This is a genomic window from Deltaproteobacteria bacterium, from assembly GCA_005879795.1.
Taxonomy (GTDB): domain Bacteria; phylum Desulfobacterota; class Binatia; order DP-6; family DP-6; genus DP-6.
On the sequence record VBKJ01000144.1, the window covers coordinates 13,314 to 33,814 of the forward strand.

Below are 20,501 nucleotides of genomic sequence, written 5' to 3' on the forward strand. Positions count from 1 at the left end.
GCGCCCGATGGAGAGCCGCTGGTCGGAGCGCGAGGCCGCCGAGTTCGTCGAGCGCCTCGCACCGCGCTGGGGCGAGGACCTGGCGCTGTGCGTCTACGGCTCGCGGCTCGTCGGCCGTGACCCCGACCTCGTGATGCACGGCGGCGGCAACACGTCGCTCAAGGGGACGGTGACGACCCTCGTCGGCGAGCGGGTGGAGGCGCTCTTCGTCAAGGGGAGCGGCTGGGACCTGGATGCGATCGAGCCGCCCGGGCTCCCGGCGGTGGACCTGGCGCATCTCCGCAAGCTGCGCGCGCTCGGCGAGCTGTCCGACGAGGAGATGGTGAACCAGCTCCGCACCCACCTCTTCGACGCGAGCGCGCCGAACCCGTCGGTCGAGACGCTGCTCCACGCCTTCTTGCCCCATCGCTTCGTCGACCACACCCACGCCGACATCGCGCTGGTGCTGACCAACCAGCCGCGCGACGAGGCGGAGGCGATGGTGCGCGAGGCCTTCGGCCCGCGCTGGGCGATCGTGCCCTACGTCATGCCCGGCTTCGCGCTCGCCAAGCTGGCGGCGGAGGTCTACGAGCGCGACCCGTCGGTAGAGGGGCTGGTGCTCATGAACCACGGCCTCTTCACCTTCGCCGACGATGCGCGCACCGCCTACGAGCGGATGATCGCCGGCGCCGACCGCGCCGAGCGCTTCGTGCGCGCCCGGGCGCGCGCGCGCCGCCCGACCGGCCGCGGCGCTCGCCTCGAGGTCCCGCCGGCCGGGGCCGCGGCCCGGCTCGCCCCGGTGCTGCGCGGCGCGCTCGCCGAGGCGACGGGCGATGCGGACCGGCCCTGGCGCCGCATGATCCTCGAGCATCGCGCGAGCGAGGCGACGCTCGACATCCTGGCCGGGTCCGACGCGGCGCGCATCGCGGCCGCGAACCCGCTCACCCCCGACCACGTGATCCGCACCAAGGGGCCCGCGCTGCTCCTCCCCGGCGACCTCCCGCTCGACGATCCGGGCGCGCTCCGCGAGCGGCTCGCCGCCGCCGTCGCCCGCTACCGCGAGGCCTACGACGCGTACTTCGAGACCAACCGTGCGCGTGCGCGCACCCTGGTCACCAAGCTCGACTCCTCGCCGTGCGTCATCCTCGTGCCCGGCGTCGGCCTGTTCACCGCCGGGCGCACCAAGCAGGACGCGCGCATCGCGGCCGACATCGCCGAGCACACGCTCCGCGCCAAGGCGCTCGCCAACGCGATCGGCCGCTACACGGCGCTCGGCGACGCGGACCTCTTCGACATGGAGTACTGGAGCCTCGAGCAGGCGAAGCTCGGGAAGGCGAAGGAGGCGGCGCTCGCCGGGCAGGTGGCGCTCGTCACCGGCGCCGCCGGCGCGATCGGCTTCACGGTCTGCCAGAAGCTGATCGAGGCGGGCGCGCACGTGGTGGCGGCCGACCTGGCCGGCGAGCGCCTGGAGGCCGCGGCCGGGGAACTCGATCCCGGGCGGCGCGGCCTCGCCGCGGGCGTGGTGATGGACGTGACCGACGAGCGCTCGGTCGCGGCCGGCTTCGCCGAGACGTGCCGGCTCTACGGCGGCGTCGACATCCTCGTGCTCAACGCCGGGATCGCGCACGTGAGCCCGATCGAGGCGACCGACCCGGCCGCCTTCCGCCGGGTGGTGGACGTGAACCTCGTCGGCTACTTCCTCGTCCTGCGCGAGGTCGCGGCGCTCTTCCGCCGCCAGGGCACGGGCGGCAACGTGATCGTCAACTCCTCGAAGAACGTCTTCGCGCCGGGCGCCGACTTCGGGGCCTACAGCGCCTCCAAGGCGGGCGCGCACCAGCTCGGCAAGGTGGCCGCGCTCGAGCTGGCGGCGGCCGGCGTGCGCGTCAACATGGTGAACGCCGACGCCGTCTTCGGCGACGCGAAGCGGCCCTCGGGCCTGTGGCAGGCGGTCGGCCCGGCGCGCGCCCGCTCGCGCGGCCTCGATCCCGCCCAGCTGCGGGACTACTACCGGGAGCGCAACCTGCTCAAGGCGGCGGTCACCCCCGAGCACGTCGGCAACGCGGTCGTGTTCTTCGCCTCCAACCTGACCCCGACCACCGGTGCGACGCTGCCCGTCGACGGGGGCGTGCCGGACGCATTTCCCCGCTGATGCTGCACGTCTTCTGCGACTTCGACGGCACCATCACGGAGCCCGACACGCTCAGGTTCCTGACCGAGCGCCTCGGGGCTGGCCCCGAGTACTACCGCGAGACGGGCAGGCTCCTGCGCGATGGCGCGCTCAGCCTGCGCGAGGCGGTCGCGCGCGACCTCGGCACCATCCGCGTGCCGTTCGCCGAGGCGGCTGCGTGCCTGCGCGCCCACGTCACCGTCGACGCGAGCTTCGCGCCCTTCGCGCGCTGGTGCGCGGCAAACCACGTCCCGCTCACCGTGCTCAGCGCGGGCTTCGAGGAGATCATCGAGCTGCTCCTCGGGCCCACGGGCGCGCCCGTGCACGACGTGCGGGCCAATCGTCTGCGTCCCGGCAGCTGGGAGTGCCGCTTCCGGGACGACTCGCCGCACGGACACGACAAGGCGGCCGCGCTGCGGAGCGCGCGCGCCGCAGGCCGCCGCACGATCCTCGTCGGCGACGGCTTCTCGGACCGCGAGTCCGCGGCCGTCGCCGACGTCGTCTTCGCCCGGCGCGGAGGGAGCCTGGCCGACTGGTGCCGGGCGCGCGCCATCGCCTGCGAGGAGTTCGCCACGTTCCACGATGTCCAGCGCGGCGTGGCCGAGCGCCTCGGGCTGCCCGCCTGAAAGGGGGCACGCGAATCACGCCCGACGAGCTCGCCGAGCGGCTCGCCCGCGACGTCGCGCGCCGGCTCGGCGCCGAGAGGGTCGCGGTCGAGCGCCTGCGCCGCCTGGCCGGCGGCGCCTCGCGCGAGCTCTGGGCCTTCGACGCGGCACTGCCCGGCGGCGGCGTCGAGCGCCTCGTGCTGCGCGGCGACCCGCCGGGACACCCCGTGCACTCGAGCCGGCGCGACGAGTTCGCCGTCCTCGCCGCGGCGCACGCCGCCGGGCTCCCGGTGCCGCGCGTGCGCTGGTGCGAGGAGGACCCGGCCGTCCTGGGCGCGCCCTTCTTCGTGATGGACTTCGTCGCGGGCGAGACGCTCGCGCGCCGCCTCCTGCGCGACGCCGAGTACGCGCCCGCGCGCGCCGCGCTCCCCGGCCAGCTCGCCGCGGCGCTGGCCGCCATCCATGCCCTCGACCCGCGCGCGCCGGCGCTCGCCTTCCTGCCGCGGCCGCCGGCGGACGCGACGCCCGCGGCGGCGGAGCTCGCGCGCCACGAGCAGCTCTACCGCGCCGTCACGCTCGACCCGCATCCGGCGCTCGAGCTCGCGCTCCGCTGGCTCGCCGCGGCGCCGCCCGCGCCGCGCGCCGAGACCCTGGTGCACGGCGACTTCCGCATCGGCAACGTCATCTTCGGGCCCGAGGGCCTGCGCGCCGTGCTCGACTGGGAGCTCGCCCACGCGGGCGATCCGATGGAGGACCTGGGCTGGCTCTGCGTGCGCTCCTGGCGCTTCGGCGCGGACGCGCAGCCGGTCGGCGGCCTCTGCCGGCGCGAGGAGTTCTTCGCCGCCTACGCCCGCGCCGCCGGCGCGCCCGTCGACTCGGCCGCGGTGCGCTGGTGGGAGGTGTTCGGCAACTTGAAGTGGGCGATCATCTGCGTGATGCAGGCGCGGAGCTTCATCGACGGCGCGCGGAGCGTCGAGCTCGCGAGCCTCGGGCGCCGCGTCGCCGAGATGGAGCTCGAGCTCCTCGAGCTGACGGAGGCGTGAGCATGCAGGACCGACCCGGCGCGACCGAGCTGCTCGAAGCCGTGCGTGCCTTCCTCGAGGAGGAGGTGGTGCCCGCCCTCGACGGTCCGCGGCAGTTCCACGCCCGCGTCGCGGCCAACGTGCTCGCCATCGTGGGGCGCGAGCTGGCGGGCGAGGAGGCGAGCCTGCTCGCCGAGTGGCGGCGGCTGGCAGGTCTCCTCGGCCGCGCGAGCGAGCCGCTCCCGCGGCTCGAGGCGCTTCGCGCCGCGGTGCGCGACGGGACGGCGGCCCTCGCCGAGCGCATCCGCCGCGGCGACGCCGACGCCGGCCCGTTCCGGCACGCGCTCCGCGCCCACGTGCGGGCGACGGTGGAGGACAAGCTCCGGGTCGCGAACCCGCGCTTGCTCGAGTCCGCGGGCGGGACGACCCGGTAGCGCGCGGCCGGGATCCGCGCCATTCTAGGCCCGTGACTCTCCGCCCGGGTGACGGCCTCATCGTGGTGGACGTGCAGAACGACTTCCTCCCCGGCGGCAGCCTTGCCGTCGCCGGGGGCGACGAGGTCGTGCCGCCGCTGAACGCCTACGTCGCGGCCTTCGTCCGCGCCGGCCTGCCGATCTTCGCGACGCGCGACTGGCATCCGCCGAACCACTGCTCGTTCCGCACGCGCGGCGGGCCGTGGCCCCCTCACTGCGTGGCCGGCAGCGAGGGCGCGCGCTTCGCGCCCGGCCTCGCGCTCCCGCCCTCGACCGTGGTGGTGTCGAAGGACACGCTGTCCGAGCAGGACACCTACTCCGGGTTCCAGGGAGGCGACCTCGACGCGCGCCTGCGCGAGGCCGGCGTGCGGCGCGTGTTCGTGGGCGGCCTCGCGACCGACTACTGCGTCTTCCACACCGTCAAGGACGCGCTCGCGCGCGGCTACACCGCGGTGCTGCTCGGCGACGCGGTCCGCGCCGTCGACGTCCGGCCGGACGACGGGCGCCGGGCGGAGGCGGAGATGATCCGCCTGGGCGCCGTCCCGATCCGCCGCGACCTGCTCGCTGCATGAGCGCCGAGTCCGGCGCCCTGCTCACCGACCTCTACCAGCTCACCATGCTGCACGCGTACGTCCGCCGCGGCATGGGCGAGCCGGCCGTGTTCGAGCTCTTCGTGCGCAGCCTGCCGCCCGCGCGCGGCTTCCTCCTCGCCGCGGGGCTCGAGCAGGCGCTCGAGTACCTGGCGACGCTGCGCTTCACCGGCGAGGAGCTGGCGTGGGTGGCGCGCGAGGGGCGCTTCGACCGCGCCTTCGTCGACTACCTGGCGCGCCTGCGCTTCACCGGCGACGTGCACGCGCTGCCCGAGGGCACCGTCTTCTTCCCGGACGAGCCGATCCTGCGCGTCACGGCGCCGCTACCCGAGGCGCAGCTCGTGGAGAGCCGGCTGCTCAACCTGCTCCACTTCCAGACGCTCGTCGCCTCCAAGGCGGCGCGCGCGGTGCTGGCAGCGCCCGGGAAGGTGCTCGTCGACTTCGGCCTGCGGCGCGCGCACGGCGCGGAGGCAGCGTTGCTCGCGGCGCGCGCGAGCTACCTCGCCGGGCTCGCCGGGAGCGCGACCGTGCTCGCGAACCCGCGCTTCGGCATCCCGCTCTACGGCACCATGGCACACTCCTTCGTGCAGGCGCACGACGACGAGGCGGAGGCGTTCGCGCACTTCGCCGCCGACGACCCCGAGCACGCGGTGCACCTGCTCGACACCTACGACACGGAGGCGGCGGCGGCGAAGGTGGTCACGCTCGCGCGCGAGGGCGTCGCGGTGCGAGGCGTCCGGCTCGACAGCGGCGACCTGGCCGAGCACGCGCGCCGGGTCCGGCGCATCCTCGACGCGGGCGGGCTCGGCGAGGTCACCATCTTCGCGAGCGGCAACCTCGACGAGGACGGGCTGCGCGATCTGATCGCCAGCGGCGCGCCGATCGACGGCTTCGGCCTCGGCACGCGCCTCGTCACCTCCGCCGACGCGCCCTATCTCGACTGCGCCTACAAGCTGGTCGAGTACGCAGGGCGGCCGCGGCGCAAGCGCTCCGAAGGCAAGGCGAGCTGGCCGGGCCGGAAGCAGGTCTGGCGCCGCCACGGTGACGACGGCCGCATGTGCGGGGACGTCCTCGCGCTCGAGGACGACCCGCAGGCGGGCACGCCGCTCCTCGTGCCGGTCATGCGCGCCGGGCGGCGCCTCGGGCTCTCCGCGTCGCTCGTCGCGTCCCGCGCGCACGCCGCCGGCGAGCTCGGGCGGCTTCCCGAGCCGCTCCGCCGCCTCGAGCCCGGCGCCGCCTACCCGGTCACCGTCGCCCCGGCGCTCCGCACCCTGGCCGCAACGCTGGACGGGCGGTGAGCTTTCGTCTGACCGCGCCCGGCGGCGACTGGCTCGCGGCCGTGCCGCCGCTCGCCGCGCTCGACCATGGGCCCATGCCCGCGCGCGTCGGCAACGTCGCCTTCGGCACCGCTTCGTGGACCGACCGGACGCTGCTCGCGAGCCGCGCCTTCTATCCGCCCGCGGCGGGCACGCCCGAGCGCCGGCTGCGCTACTACGCGCGCCACTTCCCGGTGGTCGAGGTGGACGCGACGTACTACGCGCTGCCGTCCGCGGCCCACGCGCGCGCCTGGGCCGCACGCACGCCCCCCGACTTCGCGTTCGGCGTGAAGGCCCACGCCGCGCTGACTCGGCATCCGCTCGAGCCGGCGCGCCTCGACCGGGACCTGCTGGACGAGCTCCCGCGCGAGCTGCGCCGCAAGCGGAGCGTCTATGCCAACGAGCTGCCGGAGGCGGTGCTCGCCGAGCTCTGGCGGCGCTTTCACGCCGCCCTGGAGCCGCTCCGCGCCGCGGGAAAGCTCGCCTACCTCCTCTTCCAGATGCCGAAGTGGTTCACGCCCTCGCGCGCGAGCGAGGCCTACCTGGAGCAGGTGCCGGCGAGGCTCCCCGGCGCGCCGATCGCGGTCGAGTTCCGCGAGGCGCGCTGGCTGGCGGAGGCGCGGCGCGAGCGCACGCTCGACTTCCTCCGCCGCGGCGGCTTCGTGTACGTGTCGGTCGACGAGCCTCAGGGTACGCGCGCGAGCGTGCCGCCGGTCGCCGCGGCGACTTCCGACGCGCTCGCCGTGGTCCGCTTCCACGGCCGCAACGCGACGGCATGGGACAAGCCCGGCGCCGGCACGGCCGAGCGCTTCGGATACGCGTATCGCGAGGACGAGCTGCGCGAGTGGGCGCCGAGGCTCCGGCACCTCGCCGCCAGGACCCGCCAGGTCCACGTGCTGATGAACAACTGCTACCGCCACTACGCCGTGCAGAACGCGAAGGACCTCGCTGCCCTGCTCGCCGAGGGCTCTTAGGCCTGGCGGCCTGCCGCGGCGCGCGACGCCGGCGCGCGCCCGGCGGACGCCTTCGCCGCGCGCCCGAAGACGAACGCCGGCCGCGTGCGCAGCACGAGCACCGGCATGAGCGAGAGTGCGGCGAGGCACGACACCGCCATGGCGATCGGCATGAGCGTGCCGAACAGCCGCATGCCGAGGAACTTCGAGAACCCCATCACCGAGAAGCCGGCCCCGATGCTCGCCGCCACGAAGAGGACGGCGCGCCCCGAGGTGTGTAGCGCCGCGTCGAACGCAGCCTCGTCGGTCGGTGCGCGCGCGTGCTCCTCGCGCAGGCGGTAGAGGAAGTAGATGGCGTAGTCGGCGCCGATGCCGGCGGCCATGGCGATCACCGACGCCGAGCCCATGTCGAGGCGGATACCGGTCCAGCCGAGCACGCCGAAGAGGATCGCGATCGTGGCGACGATCGGAGAGACCACGTAGAGCCCGCCCAGAGCCGAGCGCAGCATGAGCGACGAGACCAGATAGATCACGCACAGCACGACCAGCGTGTTCAAGAGCTTCCCGTGCGTGGTGTGTTCGTTGACGGCCAGGATGGTGGGCCCCACCCCGCCCGCGATCAGCACGCGGACACCCTCTGGCGCCGGGTGCGCGGCGACCCAGGCCTGCGCACGGCGGACGAGCGGGCCGACGCGCGCGGAGTCGTCGGTGCGGAGGTAGGCGACCAGCAGCGCCTTCGCGAGCGCACGGTCGGTGAAGCGCTCGAAGGCGGGCGACTCGCCGAGGAACATGAGCTGCGCCAGCAGCTCCTGGCTGTCGGGCAGGCGGTAGGGGTGCGGGTCGTCGGCGTTGAAGGTCTTGTGCAGCGCCTTCACCAGGTCGGCGAGCGACGCCGTGCGCAGCACCAGCGGGTCGCGCGCGATCTCGTCCTGCAGCGCGGCCAGGTGCCGCACGAGCCCGAGCGTGCGCGCGCTCCCCGGCGGCCCCTGGTAGAGGATCGTCATGGTGACGGTGCCGGGGAAGTGCTTCTCGATCTCGGCCAGGTGCACGCGCGCCATGCTGTCGGGCGGCATGTACTCGCGCGTCGAGCCGTAGGTGCGGATGAAGAGGGCGCCCAGGGCGGCGCTCGCGAGCGCCAGCACGGTGGCGACCAGGATGCGCCGGCCGCCGGCATGGAAGATCGCCGCGTGCAGCGTGGAGAGCACCCGGTGGGTGGGGCCGCCCTCGCCCGGGACCCGCCGCGGCGCGGGGAGCAGCGCGCGCAGCGCCGGGATGAACGTCATCTCGAGGAGCACGGCGCTCGCGATGCCGTACGCGCACGAGAGGCCGAAGTTCCCGATCGAGCGTACGCCGAAGAGCGCGAGCGAGGCGAAGCCGAGCGCGGCGGTCGCGCCGGCGGCCACCATCACGGGGCCCATCGACACGGTCGAGGCGATCACCGCGGCGCGGTTGTCGCGCCTCCGCTCGACCTCTTCGCCGTAGCGCTTCAGCATCTGCGCCGAGTGCGCGGCCGCGACCGCGATCAGCAGGATCGGCACGGCGACGTTCCAGCCGTCGATGACGATGCCCGTCCAGCCCATGAGCCCGAGACCCCAGAGCGTGCTGAGGGTCGCGGTCAGCATGGGGACGAGCATGCCCTGCACGCTGCGGAACGAGACGAGCAGCATGCCCGCGATCACGAGGAAGGTGAACGGGATGCGCCAGGCGACCTCGCGCGACTGCTCCAGGTCGGTGAGGACGAACATGGGCTCGCCCGCGAAGTAGAAGTCGAGCGGGCGGTCGCGGTACGGCTCGGCCAGGCCCGTCGTGCGGGCGAACACGTCCTGGCCGGAGGTGCCGTCGTAGAAGTCCAGCATGACGAGCGCGGCGCGCTGGTCGGGCGTGACCAGCAGGCCGCGGAGCGCCGGCTCCCCGTCGAGCCGGGCGCGCAGGGCGGCGATCTCCTCCGGCGTCTCGGGGACGTCGCGCATGAGGTAATCGACGCGGATCGTGCCGCCCTCCTCCTCGGCGTGGCGCACGCTCGGCGCGGCCAGGCTCACGACGTTCGGCGCGATTACGTCCGGGAGGCGGAGGGCCGCGAGCGTCACCTCCTGCACGACCCGCAGCACGTCGCTCCGCCACACCTCGCCGTCGCGCGGCACGATGGCGACGATCATGGTGTTGCGCCCGCCGAACTCGCGGCGGATCTGGTGGTCGATCTGCACGAAGGGATGGTTCGCGGGCAGGCTGGCCTCGATGTCGATCGAGACGCGCAGGCGGCCCATGCCGGCAACGAGCGCCGCCGTCACCACGCCGACGGCGACCAGCACCGTCCAGGCATGCCGGGTGAGGAAGCGCGCGTAGCGCTCGAGCGGGGGCATGAAGGGGTTTCTTTCCCGCATCCGCTCGCGATGCAATCCCGCCCTCGCATGCTTGCCGCGCCACCGCCGTGTGATAGCAAGGCGGGCATGCTCCTCACACGTCTCCTCCTCGCGCTCGTGCTCGCGGCCGCGGTCGCCGCGGGGAACTTCCTCGTCGCGGGCGACGCGCCCGCCTGGCGCGTCGGCGCACCGTTCGCGCTGGCGGTGGTGGTCGCGTTCCTGCCCTCGCGGCCGGGCGCGCCGCCCGCTCGAGAGCCGGCTGCGCCGCCTCCGCCGCCCGCCGAGTCGCCGGGCACCGAAGCGCTCGGCCTCCTCGGACTCCTGCAGGAGCAGGGTCGCTTCGTCGACTTCGTGACCGAGGACCTCGCGCCCTACCCGGACGAGCAGATCGGCGCCGCCGTGCGCGGCATCCACGAGGGCTGCCGCAAGGCGCTCGACGAGCGGGTCGCGCTCGAGCCGGTGCTGCGGGCGGCCGAAGGCGAGATGGTGACGATCGAGGGCGGGTTCGATCCGGCGGCGATCCGGCTCACGGGCAACGTCGGCGGCGGGCCGCCCTTCCGCGGCGTGCTGCGCCACGCGGGCTGGCGCGTGACGCGCGTGACCTTCCCCGCGGGCCGCGGCCGGGACCCGCACATCATCGCGCCGGCCGAGGTGGAGATCGCCTAGTCGAGTCGATGGCCGCCCGCTTCGTCGTCGGCATCGACCTCGGCACGACCAACACCGCCTGCGCCTGGGTCGACACGCAGGCCGGGCGCACGCTCCACGTCTTCGACGTGCCGCAGCTCGTCGCGCCGGGCGAGCTGGGCGCGCGGCCGACGCTGCCCTCGTTCCTCTACCTGGCTGGCGCGCACGAGCTGCCCCCGGGCAGCCTCGATCCACCCTGGGCGACGGGCCGTGCCTGGTGCGTGGGCCTCTTCGCCCGCGAGCAGGGTGCGCGCGTCCCCGGGCGCCTGGTGGCCTCGTCCAAGTCGTGGCTCTGCCACGCGGCCGTCGATCGCACGGCCGCGATCCTGCCCTGGGGCGCCGCGGACGGGGTGGCGAAGGTCTCGCCGGTCGAGGCGTCGGCGCGCACCCTCACGCACCTGCGCGAGGCGTGGGACGCGAGCTTCCCCGCGCCGCTCGCCGAGCAGGACGTGGTCCTCACCGTGCCGGCGTCGTTCGACGAGGTGGCGCGCGAGCTGACGCTCGCTGCCGCGCGCACGGCCGGGCTGCCCGACGTGGTCCTCCTGGAGGAGCCGCAGGCTGCCGTCTACGCCTGGCTCGCGGCGCACCAGGGCGACTGGCGCGCGCGCGTGGCGGCGCATCCGCTCGTCCTCGTCGTCGACGTCGGGGGCGGCACGACCGACCTGTCGCTCATCGCCGCCCGCGCGAGCCGCGGCGAGCTCGGGCTCGAGCGCGTGGCCGTGGGCGAGCACCTCCTCCTCGGCGGCGACAACATCGACCTCGCCCTGGCGCGCGAGGTCGAGGCGCGTCTGCTGGCGAGGGGCGGCCAGCTCGACACGCAGCGGTTCAACGGGCTCGTGAGCCAGTGCCGGGCGGCGAAGGAGCGCCTGCTCGCGGATCCCTGCCCGGGCGAAGTCCGCCTCTCGGTACCGGGCCGCGGCGGCGCGGTGGTCGGCGGCGCGCTCGCGGCCAGGCTCACGCGCGCGGAGGTGGAGGCCGTGGTGCTCGACCGCTTCTTCCCGCGCGTCGCCGCCGACGCGCAGGCGCGGCGCGGGACGGGGCTCGCGCCGCGCGAGTGGGGGCTGCCTTTCGCCGAAGAGCCGGAGATCACCCGCCACCTGGCCGAGTTCCTCGCCCGGCAGCGCGAGGCAGCGGGGCAGGCGGACCTGCCGCTCGCGCGCCCCGACGCGCTCCTCTTCAACGGCGGCGCCCTCGAGCCGGAGAGCGTGCGCGAGCGCCTGTGCGACGTCGTCGCGTCCTGGCACGGCGGGCGCCGCCCCGCGGTGCTGGAGGGCGAGTCGCTGCAGCTCGCCGTGGCGCGCGGCGCGGCCTACTTCGGGCTCGCGCGCCGCGGCCTCGGCGTGCGCATCGGCGGCGGCGCGGCGCGGACGTACTACCTGGGGCTCGGCGACGGGCGCGCCCTCTGCCTCGTGCCGCGCGGCATGGAGGAGGGCGAGGCGCTCGAGATCGCCGAGCCCGAGTTCGAGCTGCTCGCCAACCGGCCCGTGTCCCTTCCCTTGCTCACGGCGACGGACCGGAGCGGGGAGCGCGCGGGCGACCTCGTCGCGGCCGCTGGGCTGGCGCCGCTCCCGCCCATCCGCACCGTGCTCCGCTTCGGGCGCAAGCTGGTCGAGGCCGCGCTCCCGGTGCACCTCGAGGTACGCCTCACGGAGATCGGCACGCTCGAGATCTGGTGCCGCTCGCGCACCACCGACCACCGCTGGCGCCTCGAGTTCCGCCTGCGCGAGCCGGTGGGAGAGGCGCCCGCGGCCGGCGAAGCGGCCGGGCTGGTGATCGAGCCCGCGCGCGTCGAGGAGGCGGCGGGCCTCCTGCGCGCCGCCTTCGCGGGCGGCGACGATGCCGTCACGCTGACGCGCCGCCTGGAGGGGGCGCTCGGCGCCGGGCGCGACGCCTGGCCCCTCGGCGCGATCCGCGCCCTGTGGGACGCGCTCTGGCCGCTCGAGCCGGCACGCGCGCGCGCACCCGCGCGCGAGGCGCGCTGGCTCAACCTCGCCGGCTTCCTCCTCCGCCCGGGCTTCGGCGATCCCGGCGACGAGCTGCGCGTGAGCCGTCTCTGGCGCGTGCTCGGCGCCGAGCTGCGCCATCCGCGTGCCGCACAGTGCCGCGCCGAGTGGTGGAACCTCTGGAAGCGGATCGCGGGCGGACTCGGAGCGCGGCAGCAGGAGCACCTCCTCCAGCAGGTGAGCCCGGCGCTCCTCCGTCGCGGCAAGCCCAAGGGCCCGCGCCCGGGCGCGCAGGAGCTGCGAGAGATGTGGCAGGCGATCGGGAGCTGCGAGCGGCTCGCCGCGGGCGCCCGCGCCGCGCTGGGCGCCGTACTCGTCGCCGAGGCCGAGCGCGGGCGCGCGACCGAGCCGGAGCTGTGGGCGCTGGCGCGCCTCGGCGCGCGGGCGCCGCTCTACGGCCCACTCAACTGCGTGGTCGCGCGCGACACGGCGGCTGCGTGGGCGGAGCGGCTCCTCGCCGCCGCCTGGCCGCGCCCCGAAGCCTACGCCTTCGCGCTCGCCCAGATCGCGCGCGCGACGGGCGACCGTGAGCGCGACCTCGACGCTTCGCTGCGCGAGCGGATCGCGCGCCGGCTGGCGGCAGCGCCGAACGGGGAGCGTGCGGCGCGCCTGGTGCGCGAGCCGGTGCCGCTCGAGGCGCGCGAGGAAGCGCGGCTGCTCGACGAGGCGCTGCCGGCCGGGCTCAGAATTCGCGGCGCCGGAGCCGACAGCTCAAGCAACCGGCGTCAGCCGCCGATAGACGCAGAGGAGGACCAAGGATGAGGCGAACGTCACTCGGGATCGTGCTCGCGGCCGGGGTGCTCGCCGCGCCTGCCCGCGGCGCCGACGTGCACATCGGCATCAACATCGGCGTGCCGCCGCCACCCCCGCCCGTGGTGGTGGAGGCCCCGCCGCCGCTCGTGGTCGTGCCGCGGACGCCCGTCTACTACGCGCCGTCCCTGCCCTACAACTACTTCTACTATGGCGGGCTCTACTACACCTTCCACGGCGACCACTGGTTCCACGCCGCGAGCTTCAACGGGCCGTGGAGCTTCGTCACGCTCGAGCGCGTGCCGCGCCCGATCCTCACCGTGCCGGTCGGCTACTACAGGGTGCCGCCGGGGCACTGTAAGAAGCACGGGCCGCCGCCCTGGGCCGGCCACGGCCGGGGCCACGAACACGGGCACGGCAAGGGCCACCACAAGCACGACGACGACTGAAAGCCCGCAGGTCGGGCTTCGGCCGTGCCGGCTCCGGTTGCCGGCGCCTTCCCGCCTCTGCTACCGGGGCGGCGCATGCTCGACCTCGTCCTGCGCGGCGGCCGGGTCTGCGACGGCAGCACCGCCCCGGCGCGGGATGCGGACGTGGGGATCGACGCGGGACGGATCGTGGCGATCGGCCGCGTCGACGGCGCCGCCCGGCGCACGCTCGACGTGCGCGGTCTCGTCGTCGCGCCGGGGTTCGTCGACGTGCACACGCACTACGACGCGCAGGTGACCTGGGACCGGCTGTGCACGCCGTCGTGCTGGCACGGGGTCACCTCGGTCGTGATCGGGAACTGCGGCTTCGCGCTCGCGCCCTGCCGGCCGGGTGAGCGTGAGCGCCTCCTGCGCATGCTCGAGCACGTCGAGGGCATGCCGTTCGAGAGCCTGCGGGCCGGCGTCGCGTGGGAGTGGGAGTCGTTCGCCGACTACGTGCGGGCGCTGCGCGCCCGGCCGCTCGGCGTGAACGTCGGCGTGCTCCTCGGGCACTCGGCGCTCCGCGCCTATGTCATGGGCGACGACGCGTACGCGCGCCAGGCGCGGACCGGCGAGGTGGAGGCGATGGCCGCCCTGGTGCGGGAGGGCATGGCCGCGGGCGCGGTCGGGCTCGCGACCTCGCGCTCGCCGGCGCACGTCGGCGAGGGCGGCCGGCCCGTCCCCAGCCGGCAGGCGAGCCGCGAGGAGCTGGGCGCCCTCGTCGCGGCGATGGCCGCGTCGGGCCGGGGCGTGCTCGAGATCACGTCCGAGACCTTTCCCGTGTCGGCCGACGAGCTCGCCTGGCTGCAGGACCTCGCGCGGGCGTCCGGGCGCCCCGTCAGCTTCAGCGCGATCCTCGACGTCCCCGACCGCCGCGACGCGTGGGAGCCCGTCTACGCGCGGCTCCGCGAGGGCCTCGCCGCCGGCGCCGCCGTCTACCCGCAGGTGTCGTGCCGCCCGATGCGCTTCGACTTCGACCTCGCCACGGGCTGCGCGTCGCTCGACGCGATGCCGTGCTGGCGCCGCTGGCGCGCGGCGCCATCCGACGCCGCGCGGCTGGTACTCCTCGCCGACGCCGGGTTCCGGGCCGCCGTGAAGGCCGAGGCGCTCGGCCGGGCGGGCGCTCCGGCCGGCCGGCGCTGGGGCGAGGTCGTCCTCGAGGAGGCGTCGCGTGCCGAGCACGAGACGCTCGTCGGCCGCACGCTGGCCGAGATCGCCGCGGCCCGCGGTGGCGACACGATCGACGCGCTCCTCGACCTGTCCGCGGCCGAGAACCTGAGCGCCCGCTTCTCCATGCTGCTCATGAACTACGACGACGAGCACGTGGGCGCCCTCCTCGGCCGGCCCGAGAGCCTGATCGCGCTCTCGGACGCGGGCGCGCACGTCTCCGTCCTCTGCGACGCCGGCTACGCGACCCACCTCCTCGGCCACTGGGTGCGCGGGCGCGGTCTCTTCGGGTGGGAGGAGGCGGTGCGCCGGCTCACCGCGATGCCGGCTGCGATCTACGGCATCGCGGAGCGCGGGCTCCTGGCGCCCGGGCGGGTGGCCGACGTCGTCTGCCTCGATCCGACGCGGGTCGCGGCGCGCGCGCCGGAGAAGGTGCACGACTTCCCGGGCGGCGCGGCGCGCTACGTCGCGCGTGCCGAGGGCATCGAGCACGTCTTCATCCGTGGCGAGGAGTTCCTCGCCCACGGCGAGTGGACCGGGGCGCACCCGGGCGTGGTGCTCGACGGGGCGGCCCGTGGCTAGGAGGCCGTCCGGGTAATCATGGCGGCTCCGGCGAACGAGCCGGGGGCTGCGAGCGGCGTGCTCGCTCCTCCCTCCTGCGGCGTGCCTTCAGGCACGCCTCGTCGGTCGTCACTGCGCTTGCCGCGCTCGCTCCCCGGCTCGTTCGCCTCGCTCGCCATGATTACCCGGACGGACTCCTGGGTGCCCGAGGCGCTCGTCACCCTCGCCGCGGGGGCCGCCGGGCTCGCCGTCACCGCGCGCTGAGCCGCGCTTGCCCCTCGCCGGACCGCCCGGCATGCTCTCGGCTCGTGCTCAACGTCGCCGGCATCGCCAAGCGCTACGGAGGCCAGGTCGTCCTCGACGACGTCACCTGGGCCGTGCCCGACGGCGCTCGGGTCGGGCTCACCGGGCCGAACGGCGCCGGGAAGTCGACCCTGCTGCGCATCATCGCGGGCGAGGTGGAGCCGGACCGGGGCACGGTCGCGCTGCCGCGCGGTGCGCGCGTCGGCTATCTCCCGCAGCACATCCTCGGCACGCGCGGCGTCACGGTACGCCGGCACGCGCTCGCCGCCTTCGCCGAGCTGCACGAGCTGGAGGCACAGCGCGCGGCGCTCGAGCACGCGCTCGCCACGGTCCCGCCCGAGAGCGAGGAGTACACGGCGGTCATGGAGCGGTACATGACGGTGTGCGAGGAGTGGGACCACCGCGGCCGCTACGACACCGAGGCCGAGGCCGAGGCGGTGCTCGCCGGGCTCGGGTTCGGGCCCTCCGACATGGAGCGCGACTGCGGCGAGCTCTCCGGCGGGTGGCAGATGCGCGTCGCGCTCGCCCAGCTCCTCCTCCGGCGCCCCGACTTCCTCCTCCTCGACGAGCCCACCAACTACCTCGACCTCGAGGCCCGGACGTGGCTCGAGGAGTTCCTGGTCGCGTACCCGGGGACGCTCATCATGGTCGCGCACGACCGCTACTTCCTGGACGTGACCGTCGACCACATCGCCGAGGTGCTGCACGGGCGCGTCACGGACTACCCGATGAACTACAGCCACTACCTGGCCGAGCGTGAGGAGCGCCTCGAGCAGGCACGCAAGGCCTACGAGGACCAGAAGGCCGAGATCGAGCGCGTCGAGGCGTTCATCCGCCGCTTCCGCTACCAGGCTTCCAAGGCGGCGCTGGTGCAGAGCCGCGTGAAGCAGCTCGAGAAGATGGACCGCCTGCCGCCGCCCGACGGCCACGAGCGCACGCTCAAGATCCGCCTCCCCGAGGCGGCGCGCAGCGGGCGCGCGGTCGTCGAGCTCAAGGGCGCGCGCAAGCGCTTCGGCGCGGTGCGCGTCTACGACGGCGCCGACGTGCTCATCGAGCGCGGGCAGCGGGTCGCGCTGGTCGGGCCGAACGGCGCCGGCAAGACGACGCTGCTCAAGATGCTGGCCGGCGTGCTCGCGCTCGATGGCGGCGAGCGGCGGGTCGGGCAGAACGTCGCACTCGGCTACTTTGCGCAGGATCACGCCGAGATGCTCGACCCCGAGCGCACCGCGCTCGAGGAGGTCCTGGCCGCGGCGTCGATCGAGACGGCGCCGCACGTGCGCTCGCTGCTCGGCGCTTTTCTCTTCTCGGGCGACGCGGTGGAGAAGCGGACCGCGGTGCTCTCGGGCGGCGAGCGGAGCCGGCTCGCGCTCGCCAAGCTCCTGGTCGAGCCGTCGAACTGCCTCCTCCTCGACGAGCCCACCAACCACCTCGATTTGACCGCCAAGGAGGTGCTGATGGAGGCGCTCCTCGCCTACACCGGCACGCTCGTGCTGGTCGCCCACGACCGCTACCTCCTCGACCGGCTGCCGACGCAGGTGATCGAGGTCGGGGGCGGGAAGGCGGTGCGCTACCTCGGAAACTACGAGGACTACCTGCGCGCCAAGGCGAGCGCGGTGGCCGCCGCGAGCGCGCCGCAGGGCGCCCGGGCGGCCGGCCCGGCGCGCGCGAGCCGCTAGCTAGCGCCCGCGGCGCGAGCGGAAGGTGCTCTGCCCGCCCGGCGGCGGCAGGGGCTTCACGTCTGCCAGGCGGTGATCCGGCATCGGCTTGAAGAGCATGGTGTCGCTGGCGCGCTTGAGCCGCAGGCGGAGCTCGTTCCGCGCCATGGGGCTCTCGGCGGCGGCGAGGACGGCCGTCACCGGCACCTCGGTCTGCGTCTGATGGGTCCCGTGCGTGAGGACGAGCCGGAGCCGCGTGCCGCCGGGCAACTCGCGCACCTCGACCGCGAGGCGCCGGTCGACCGCCCGGGCCACGTCGGCGAGGATACGCCGGACCTCTTGCCGGTCGTCGGGCATGGGTCTTGCGATCAGCTAAGGGGCAGCCGTGGCGGGCTGTCAACTCGGCGCGTCCCGGTGTGAAAGGTCCGCCGCGAAAACCTTGCCTTCGGGGGGCGAATACGGCATCTTGCGCCCCCACTCCGGCGGAGGAGGGACGAGGATGGGCCAGCGAGGCATTTCCCACCATTTGACGAGCCTGATGACGTCCAATCCCAGCGGCACGGTAGGTCTGGCCCTGGTGGCTGTTCTGGCGCAGCAGCTCGGCCTCGCGACACCGGCGCTCGCTCAGGTGAGTCTGCCCGCTTCCCGTACGCAGTTACTCTATGCGCAGAGCGCAGACGTTGACTGCACCGCGCTCCACAAGATCACCGATGACGGCCAGTTGCCCTTTTACGTCGCGCGCCTCCACGTGGAAGGCATCCCGAGTGGCTTACCCGTCCGCTACCGATGGTCGGTCGCCAAGAAGGCGGCCGGGCTCCTCGCGGCTGATCTGGACCTTGGGCCGATGGCGGTGACCTCCGATGTGATCGGCATGTGCTCGGCGTTCGGCAACATGTGCGTCCTGACGCAGGACCGCCTCAAATTCTACAACGAGCCCACGGTCTTCTTCGTCGCGCCGACCTGCGACATCTTACCGAACAACACCGAGAAGCCCTTTCGTGGGGGCACGACCAAGATCCGGGTGGTCGTGACCGCAGGTCGCAGGAGAGTCGGCCGCGCGACGATCACTATCGGCTGGGGCCGCGAGGGGACCGTCGTCGTCTTCGCGGAGGACAATCAGGGCAGGTTCGATGACGGAATCGGGAAGCCGAACGGCGTGAACGTGCCAGCGGTCACGATATTGGGGGCCATCGTCAACGCGCACCCTAGTCCGGAGCCGTCCGGCGGTGTGCAGAAGTTCAAGTTCGATGGAACAGGTTTCAACACCGTCGAGACGATCGGTTGTCCGCTCACCCGCTTCGAGGCCTGCGTCGAAGAGGATCTGTTCTCAGCTGGGCGGTTCTTCCCTAGTGTCGCCGCGCTCTATAACGACGGAAGCGCTCTGTGCGACAAGATGGAAACGCACACGGGCACGTGCGCCGCCAGCCCGAAGCTCGAGGTCATTCCGAGGCCAAGGCGGGAAACGTACGACCCCGACAATCCCGCGAAGAGCACCGTCGACCTGACCGTGCGACTCAAGAACGAGAGCCATGCGGAGGGTGGCCTACCGCCCTGTGACTTCTTGCTGCGCGGGGCGGGCATCCTCACCTGCGCGGAGGACCTGAGGGTGGGCGGTGTCAAGGACAGCAAGAGCATGCAGTTCGATTTCAAGCACTGCTCCACGGCGTCCGACCAGGGTTGCCTGAGGGACTCGGACTGCGACCCCAACTTTTGTCCCACCTGCGTGGCCGGGGAGGTCTGTCTCACGCAGTCTCACTGTTCGCAGACTGTCAGCAAGCTCTGCCAGAACAATGTGGACTGTGAGAAGACCGGAAACCCACCGCCTTGTCCCGACTGCAAGGACGGTGAGACGTGCATCCGGGTCCTCGACATCCCCGAGGGCTTCGAGGTCGGCATCCCGGTTGGCAGATCGTTCGATCTGCTGCACGAGACGGTCAAGCTGGGGAATGACCTGCCCGACACGGCCAAGATCACGGACACGTGGACGGCCAACGTGTTCATCCCGAAGGTGAGCGCGACCGCGAAAGTGAAGTATCGGATAAGAGGCCGACCGAAGCCGAGTACGACGGGGCGTTAGCGCGGAGTCGCTACTCGAACACCCTCGCGTCCCTGAGCCGCGCGAACTCCCCGGCCTCCATCCCGAGGAGCTCCCGCAGCACGTGCTCGGTGTGCTCGCCGAGCCGCGGCGCGGGGGAGTGAATCCGCGGCTCCATCGCCGAGAAGCGCATGGCGTGCGTCTCGACCGGGTGCCGCCCGAGCACGGCGTGCTCAACGTCGCGGAAGTGCCGCCGGTGCGCGAGCTGCGGGTCCTCGTGCAGGTCGGCGAAGTCCTCGACCGGCCCCGCCTCGACACCGGCGGCTTGCAGTCGGTCCGCGACCGCCAGGCCGTCCTGCCCCGTCGTCCACTCCGCGAGCCGCCGCTCCACCTCGTCGACGCGGGCCAGCCGCCCCGCCGTGGTCGCCAGTGCCGCGTCCGTCGCCCACGCCGGCTCACCCAGCGCGCGCACGAGGCGCCGCCAGTCCTCGTCGTCGTGGACGACGATCGCGACCCAGCGGTCCTTCCCCGCGCAGGGGAAGACGCCGTGGGGCGCCTCGTGGCGTGAACGGTTCCCCATGCGGGTCAGGATCTCGCCGTTGCCAGAGTACGTGATCATCGACTCGGTCAGGCACACGATCCCGCCCTCCACCTGCGCCAGGTCGATGTGCTGGCCCTGGCCGGTGCGGCGGCGGTGGAGGAGGGCCGAGGCGAGCAGGAGCGCCGCGAAGCGCGGCGAGAGCGAGTCGGTGATGGTGCCGAAGGGGCCGACGGGCTCGCGGTCGGGCCAGCCCGTCAGGTGGTTGAAGCCGGCGAGCGCCGAGCCCTGCCCGCCGAAGCCCGGGTAGTGGCGCTCGGGGCCCGTCTGGCCGTTCAGGCAGGTGCTGATCATCACCAGGTCGGGGCGCTCCCGCACCAGCGCGGCGTAGTCGAGCCCCCACTTCGCCATCGCGCCGGGCGCGAAGTTCTCCGCCACGGCGTCGGCCCAGAGCGCGAGCCGGCGCGCGACCGCCACGCCCTCCGCGCGCGAGAGGTCGAGCGCGACGGAGAGCTTGTTCGCGTTCAGCACCGCGAAGTGGTGCGCGCCATCGAGGCCGCCGGGCGAGTCGGGCGTGAGGCGGAGCGTGCGCAGGAAATCCGGGCGCCGGCGCGACTCGACGCGGATCACGGTCGCACCGTGCTCGGTGAAGTAGCGGGTCGCGACCGGGCCGGCTGCGCCGCCGCCGAACTCGAGGATGGTCGTGCCGGCGAAGAGGTCCGTCACACCATCCCCTCGGCGCGCAGGCGCTGCAGCTCGGCCGCGCCGAGGCCGAGCTCGCCCAGCACCTCCGCCGTGTGCTCGCCGAGCCGCGGCGCCGGGCGGCGGATGGCGATCGCGCTCCCGTTGCTCCTGGCGAAGGCGCCCGGGTAG

The 20,501-nt window shown here is 74.2% G+C and carries 16 protein-coding genes; 13 read left to right on the forward strand and 3 right to left on the reverse strand.

Going from position 1 to position 20,501, the window contains the following annotated elements:
* The first annotated feature begins 7 nt into the window (after positions 1 to 7).
* From E6J59_11320 to E6J59_11350, 7 genes are all read left to right on the forward strand, one after another.
* Positions 8 to 2,128, forward strand: a complete 2,121-nt coding sequence (locus E6J59_11320) for a bifunctional aldolase/short-chain dehydrogenase (GenBank protein ID TMB19598.1) — start codon at positions 8 to 10, stop codon at positions 2,126 to 2,128.
* Positions 2,128 to 2,772, forward strand: coding sequence for a hypothetical protein (locus E6J59_11325; GenBank protein TMB19599.1), 645 nt, complete (start codon positions 2,128 to 2,130; stop codon positions 2,770 to 2,772). The genes E6J59_11320 and E6J59_11325 overlap by 1 nt, the downstream gene beginning before the upstream one ends.
* A gap of 14 nt (positions 2,773 to 2,786) precedes the next feature.
* Positions 2,787 to 3,794: a phosphotransferase family protein gene (locus E6J59_11330; protein ID TMB19613.1), complete on the forward strand. Its 1,008-nt coding sequence runs from the start codon at positions 2,787 to 2,789 to the stop codon at positions 3,792 to 3,794.
* 2 nt (positions 3,795 to 3,796) lie between these two features.
* Entirely contained in the window at positions 3,797 to 4,207 is a 411-nt protein-coding gene (locus E6J59_11335; protein ID TMB19600.1) for a hypothetical protein, read from the forward strand.
* Between the two features lie 32 nt (positions 4,208 to 4,239).
* On the forward strand, positions 4,240 to 4,818 hold the full coding sequence (locus E6J59_11340; GenBank protein TMB19601.1) for an isochorismatase family protein: 579 nt from the start codon (positions 4,240 to 4,242) through the stop codon (positions 4,816 to 4,818).
* Entirely contained in the window at positions 4,815 to 6,134 is a 1,320-nt protein-coding gene (locus tag E6J59_11345; GenBank protein TMB19602.1) for a nicotinate phosphoribosyltransferase, read from the forward strand. Before E6J59_11340 ends, E6J59_11345 begins: the two co-directional genes overlap by 4 nt.
* Before the next feature lie 74 nt (positions 6,135 to 6,208).
* Positions 6,209 to 7,126 carry a DUF72 domain-containing protein gene (locus tag E6J59_11350; GenBank protein TMB19614.1) on the forward strand — a complete coding sequence of 306 codons (918 nt, stop codon included), beginning with the start codon at positions 6,209 to 6,211 and terminating at the stop codon, positions 7,124 to 7,126.
* Here the strand turns inward: E6J59_11350 and E6J59_11355 are convergent.
* Complete coding sequence (locus E6J59_11355; GenBank protein ID TMB19603.1) at positions 7,123 to 9,486, reverse strand: hypothetical protein; 2,364 nt, start codon at positions 9,484 to 9,486, stop codon at positions 7,123 to 7,125. The genes E6J59_11350 and E6J59_11355 overlap by 4 nt on opposite strands.
* On the opposite strand from E6J59_11355, the gene E6J59_11360 reads away from it, so the two are divergent.
* The 5 genes from E6J59_11360 to E6J59_11380 all read left to right on the forward strand — a co-directional run bounded on the left by E6J59_11360 (position 9,316) and on the right by E6J59_11380 (position 17,076).
* Entirely contained in the window at positions 9,316 to 10,131 is an 816-nt protein-coding gene (locus E6J59_11360) for a DUF2760 domain-containing protein (GenBank protein ID TMB19604.1), read from the forward strand. The genes E6J59_11355 and E6J59_11360 overlap by 171 nt on opposite strands.
* Before the next feature lie 8 nt (positions 10,132 to 10,139).
* On the forward strand, positions 10,140 to 12,914 hold the full coding sequence (locus tag E6J59_11365; protein ID TMB19605.1) for a molecular chaperone DnaK: 2,775 nt from the start codon (positions 10,140 to 10,142) through the stop codon (positions 12,912 to 12,914).
* Positions 12,911 to 13,351: a hypothetical protein gene (locus E6J59_11370; GenBank protein ID TMB19606.1), complete on the forward strand. Its 441-nt coding sequence runs from the start codon at positions 12,911 to 12,913 to the stop codon at positions 13,349 to 13,351. Before E6J59_11365 ends, E6J59_11370 begins: the two co-directional genes overlap by 4 nt.
* A 75-nt stretch (positions 13,352 to 13,426) precedes the next feature.
* Positions 13,427 to 15,118 carry an amidohydrolase gene (locus E6J59_11375; GenBank protein TMB19607.1) on the forward strand — a complete coding sequence of 564 codons (1,692 nt, stop codon included), beginning with the start codon at positions 13,427 to 13,429 and terminating at the stop codon, positions 15,116 to 15,118.
* Positions 15,067 to 17,076 (forward strand): ABC-F family ATP-binding cassette domain-containing protein, encoded by a 2,010-nt coding sequence (locus E6J59_11380; protein ID TMB19608.1) that lies wholly within the window; start codon positions 15,067 to 15,069, stop codon positions 17,074 to 17,076. The genes E6J59_11375 and E6J59_11380 overlap by 52 nt, the downstream gene beginning before the upstream one ends.
* On the opposite strand, the gene E6J59_11385 is transcribed toward E6J59_11380, so the two are convergent.
* The gene (locus E6J59_11385; protein TMB19609.1) at positions 17,077 to 17,412 is read right to left on the reverse strand and encodes a hypothetical protein; all 336 of its coding nucleotides are present in this window, start codon (positions 17,410 to 17,412) and stop codon (positions 17,077 to 17,079) included.
* A gap of 142 nt (positions 17,413 to 17,554) precedes the next feature.
* Here E6J59_11385 and E6J59_11390 point away from each other — a divergent pair, with 142 nt between their 5' ends.
* Positions 17,555 to 19,132 (forward strand): hypothetical protein, encoded by a 1,578-nt coding sequence (locus E6J59_11390; GenBank protein ID TMB19610.1) that lies wholly within the window; start codon positions 17,555 to 17,557, stop codon positions 19,130 to 19,132.
* Positions 19,133 to 19,142: 10 nt separating this feature from the next.
* Here E6J59_11390 and E6J59_11395 read toward each other — a convergent pair whose 3' ends face one another.
* The gene (locus E6J59_11395; protein TMB19611.1) at positions 19,143 to 20,354 is read right to left on the reverse strand and encodes a CoA transferase; all 1,212 of its coding nucleotides are present in this window, start codon (positions 20,352 to 20,354) and stop codon (positions 19,143 to 19,145) included.
* Positions 20,355 to 20,501 lie beyond the last annotated feature (147 nt).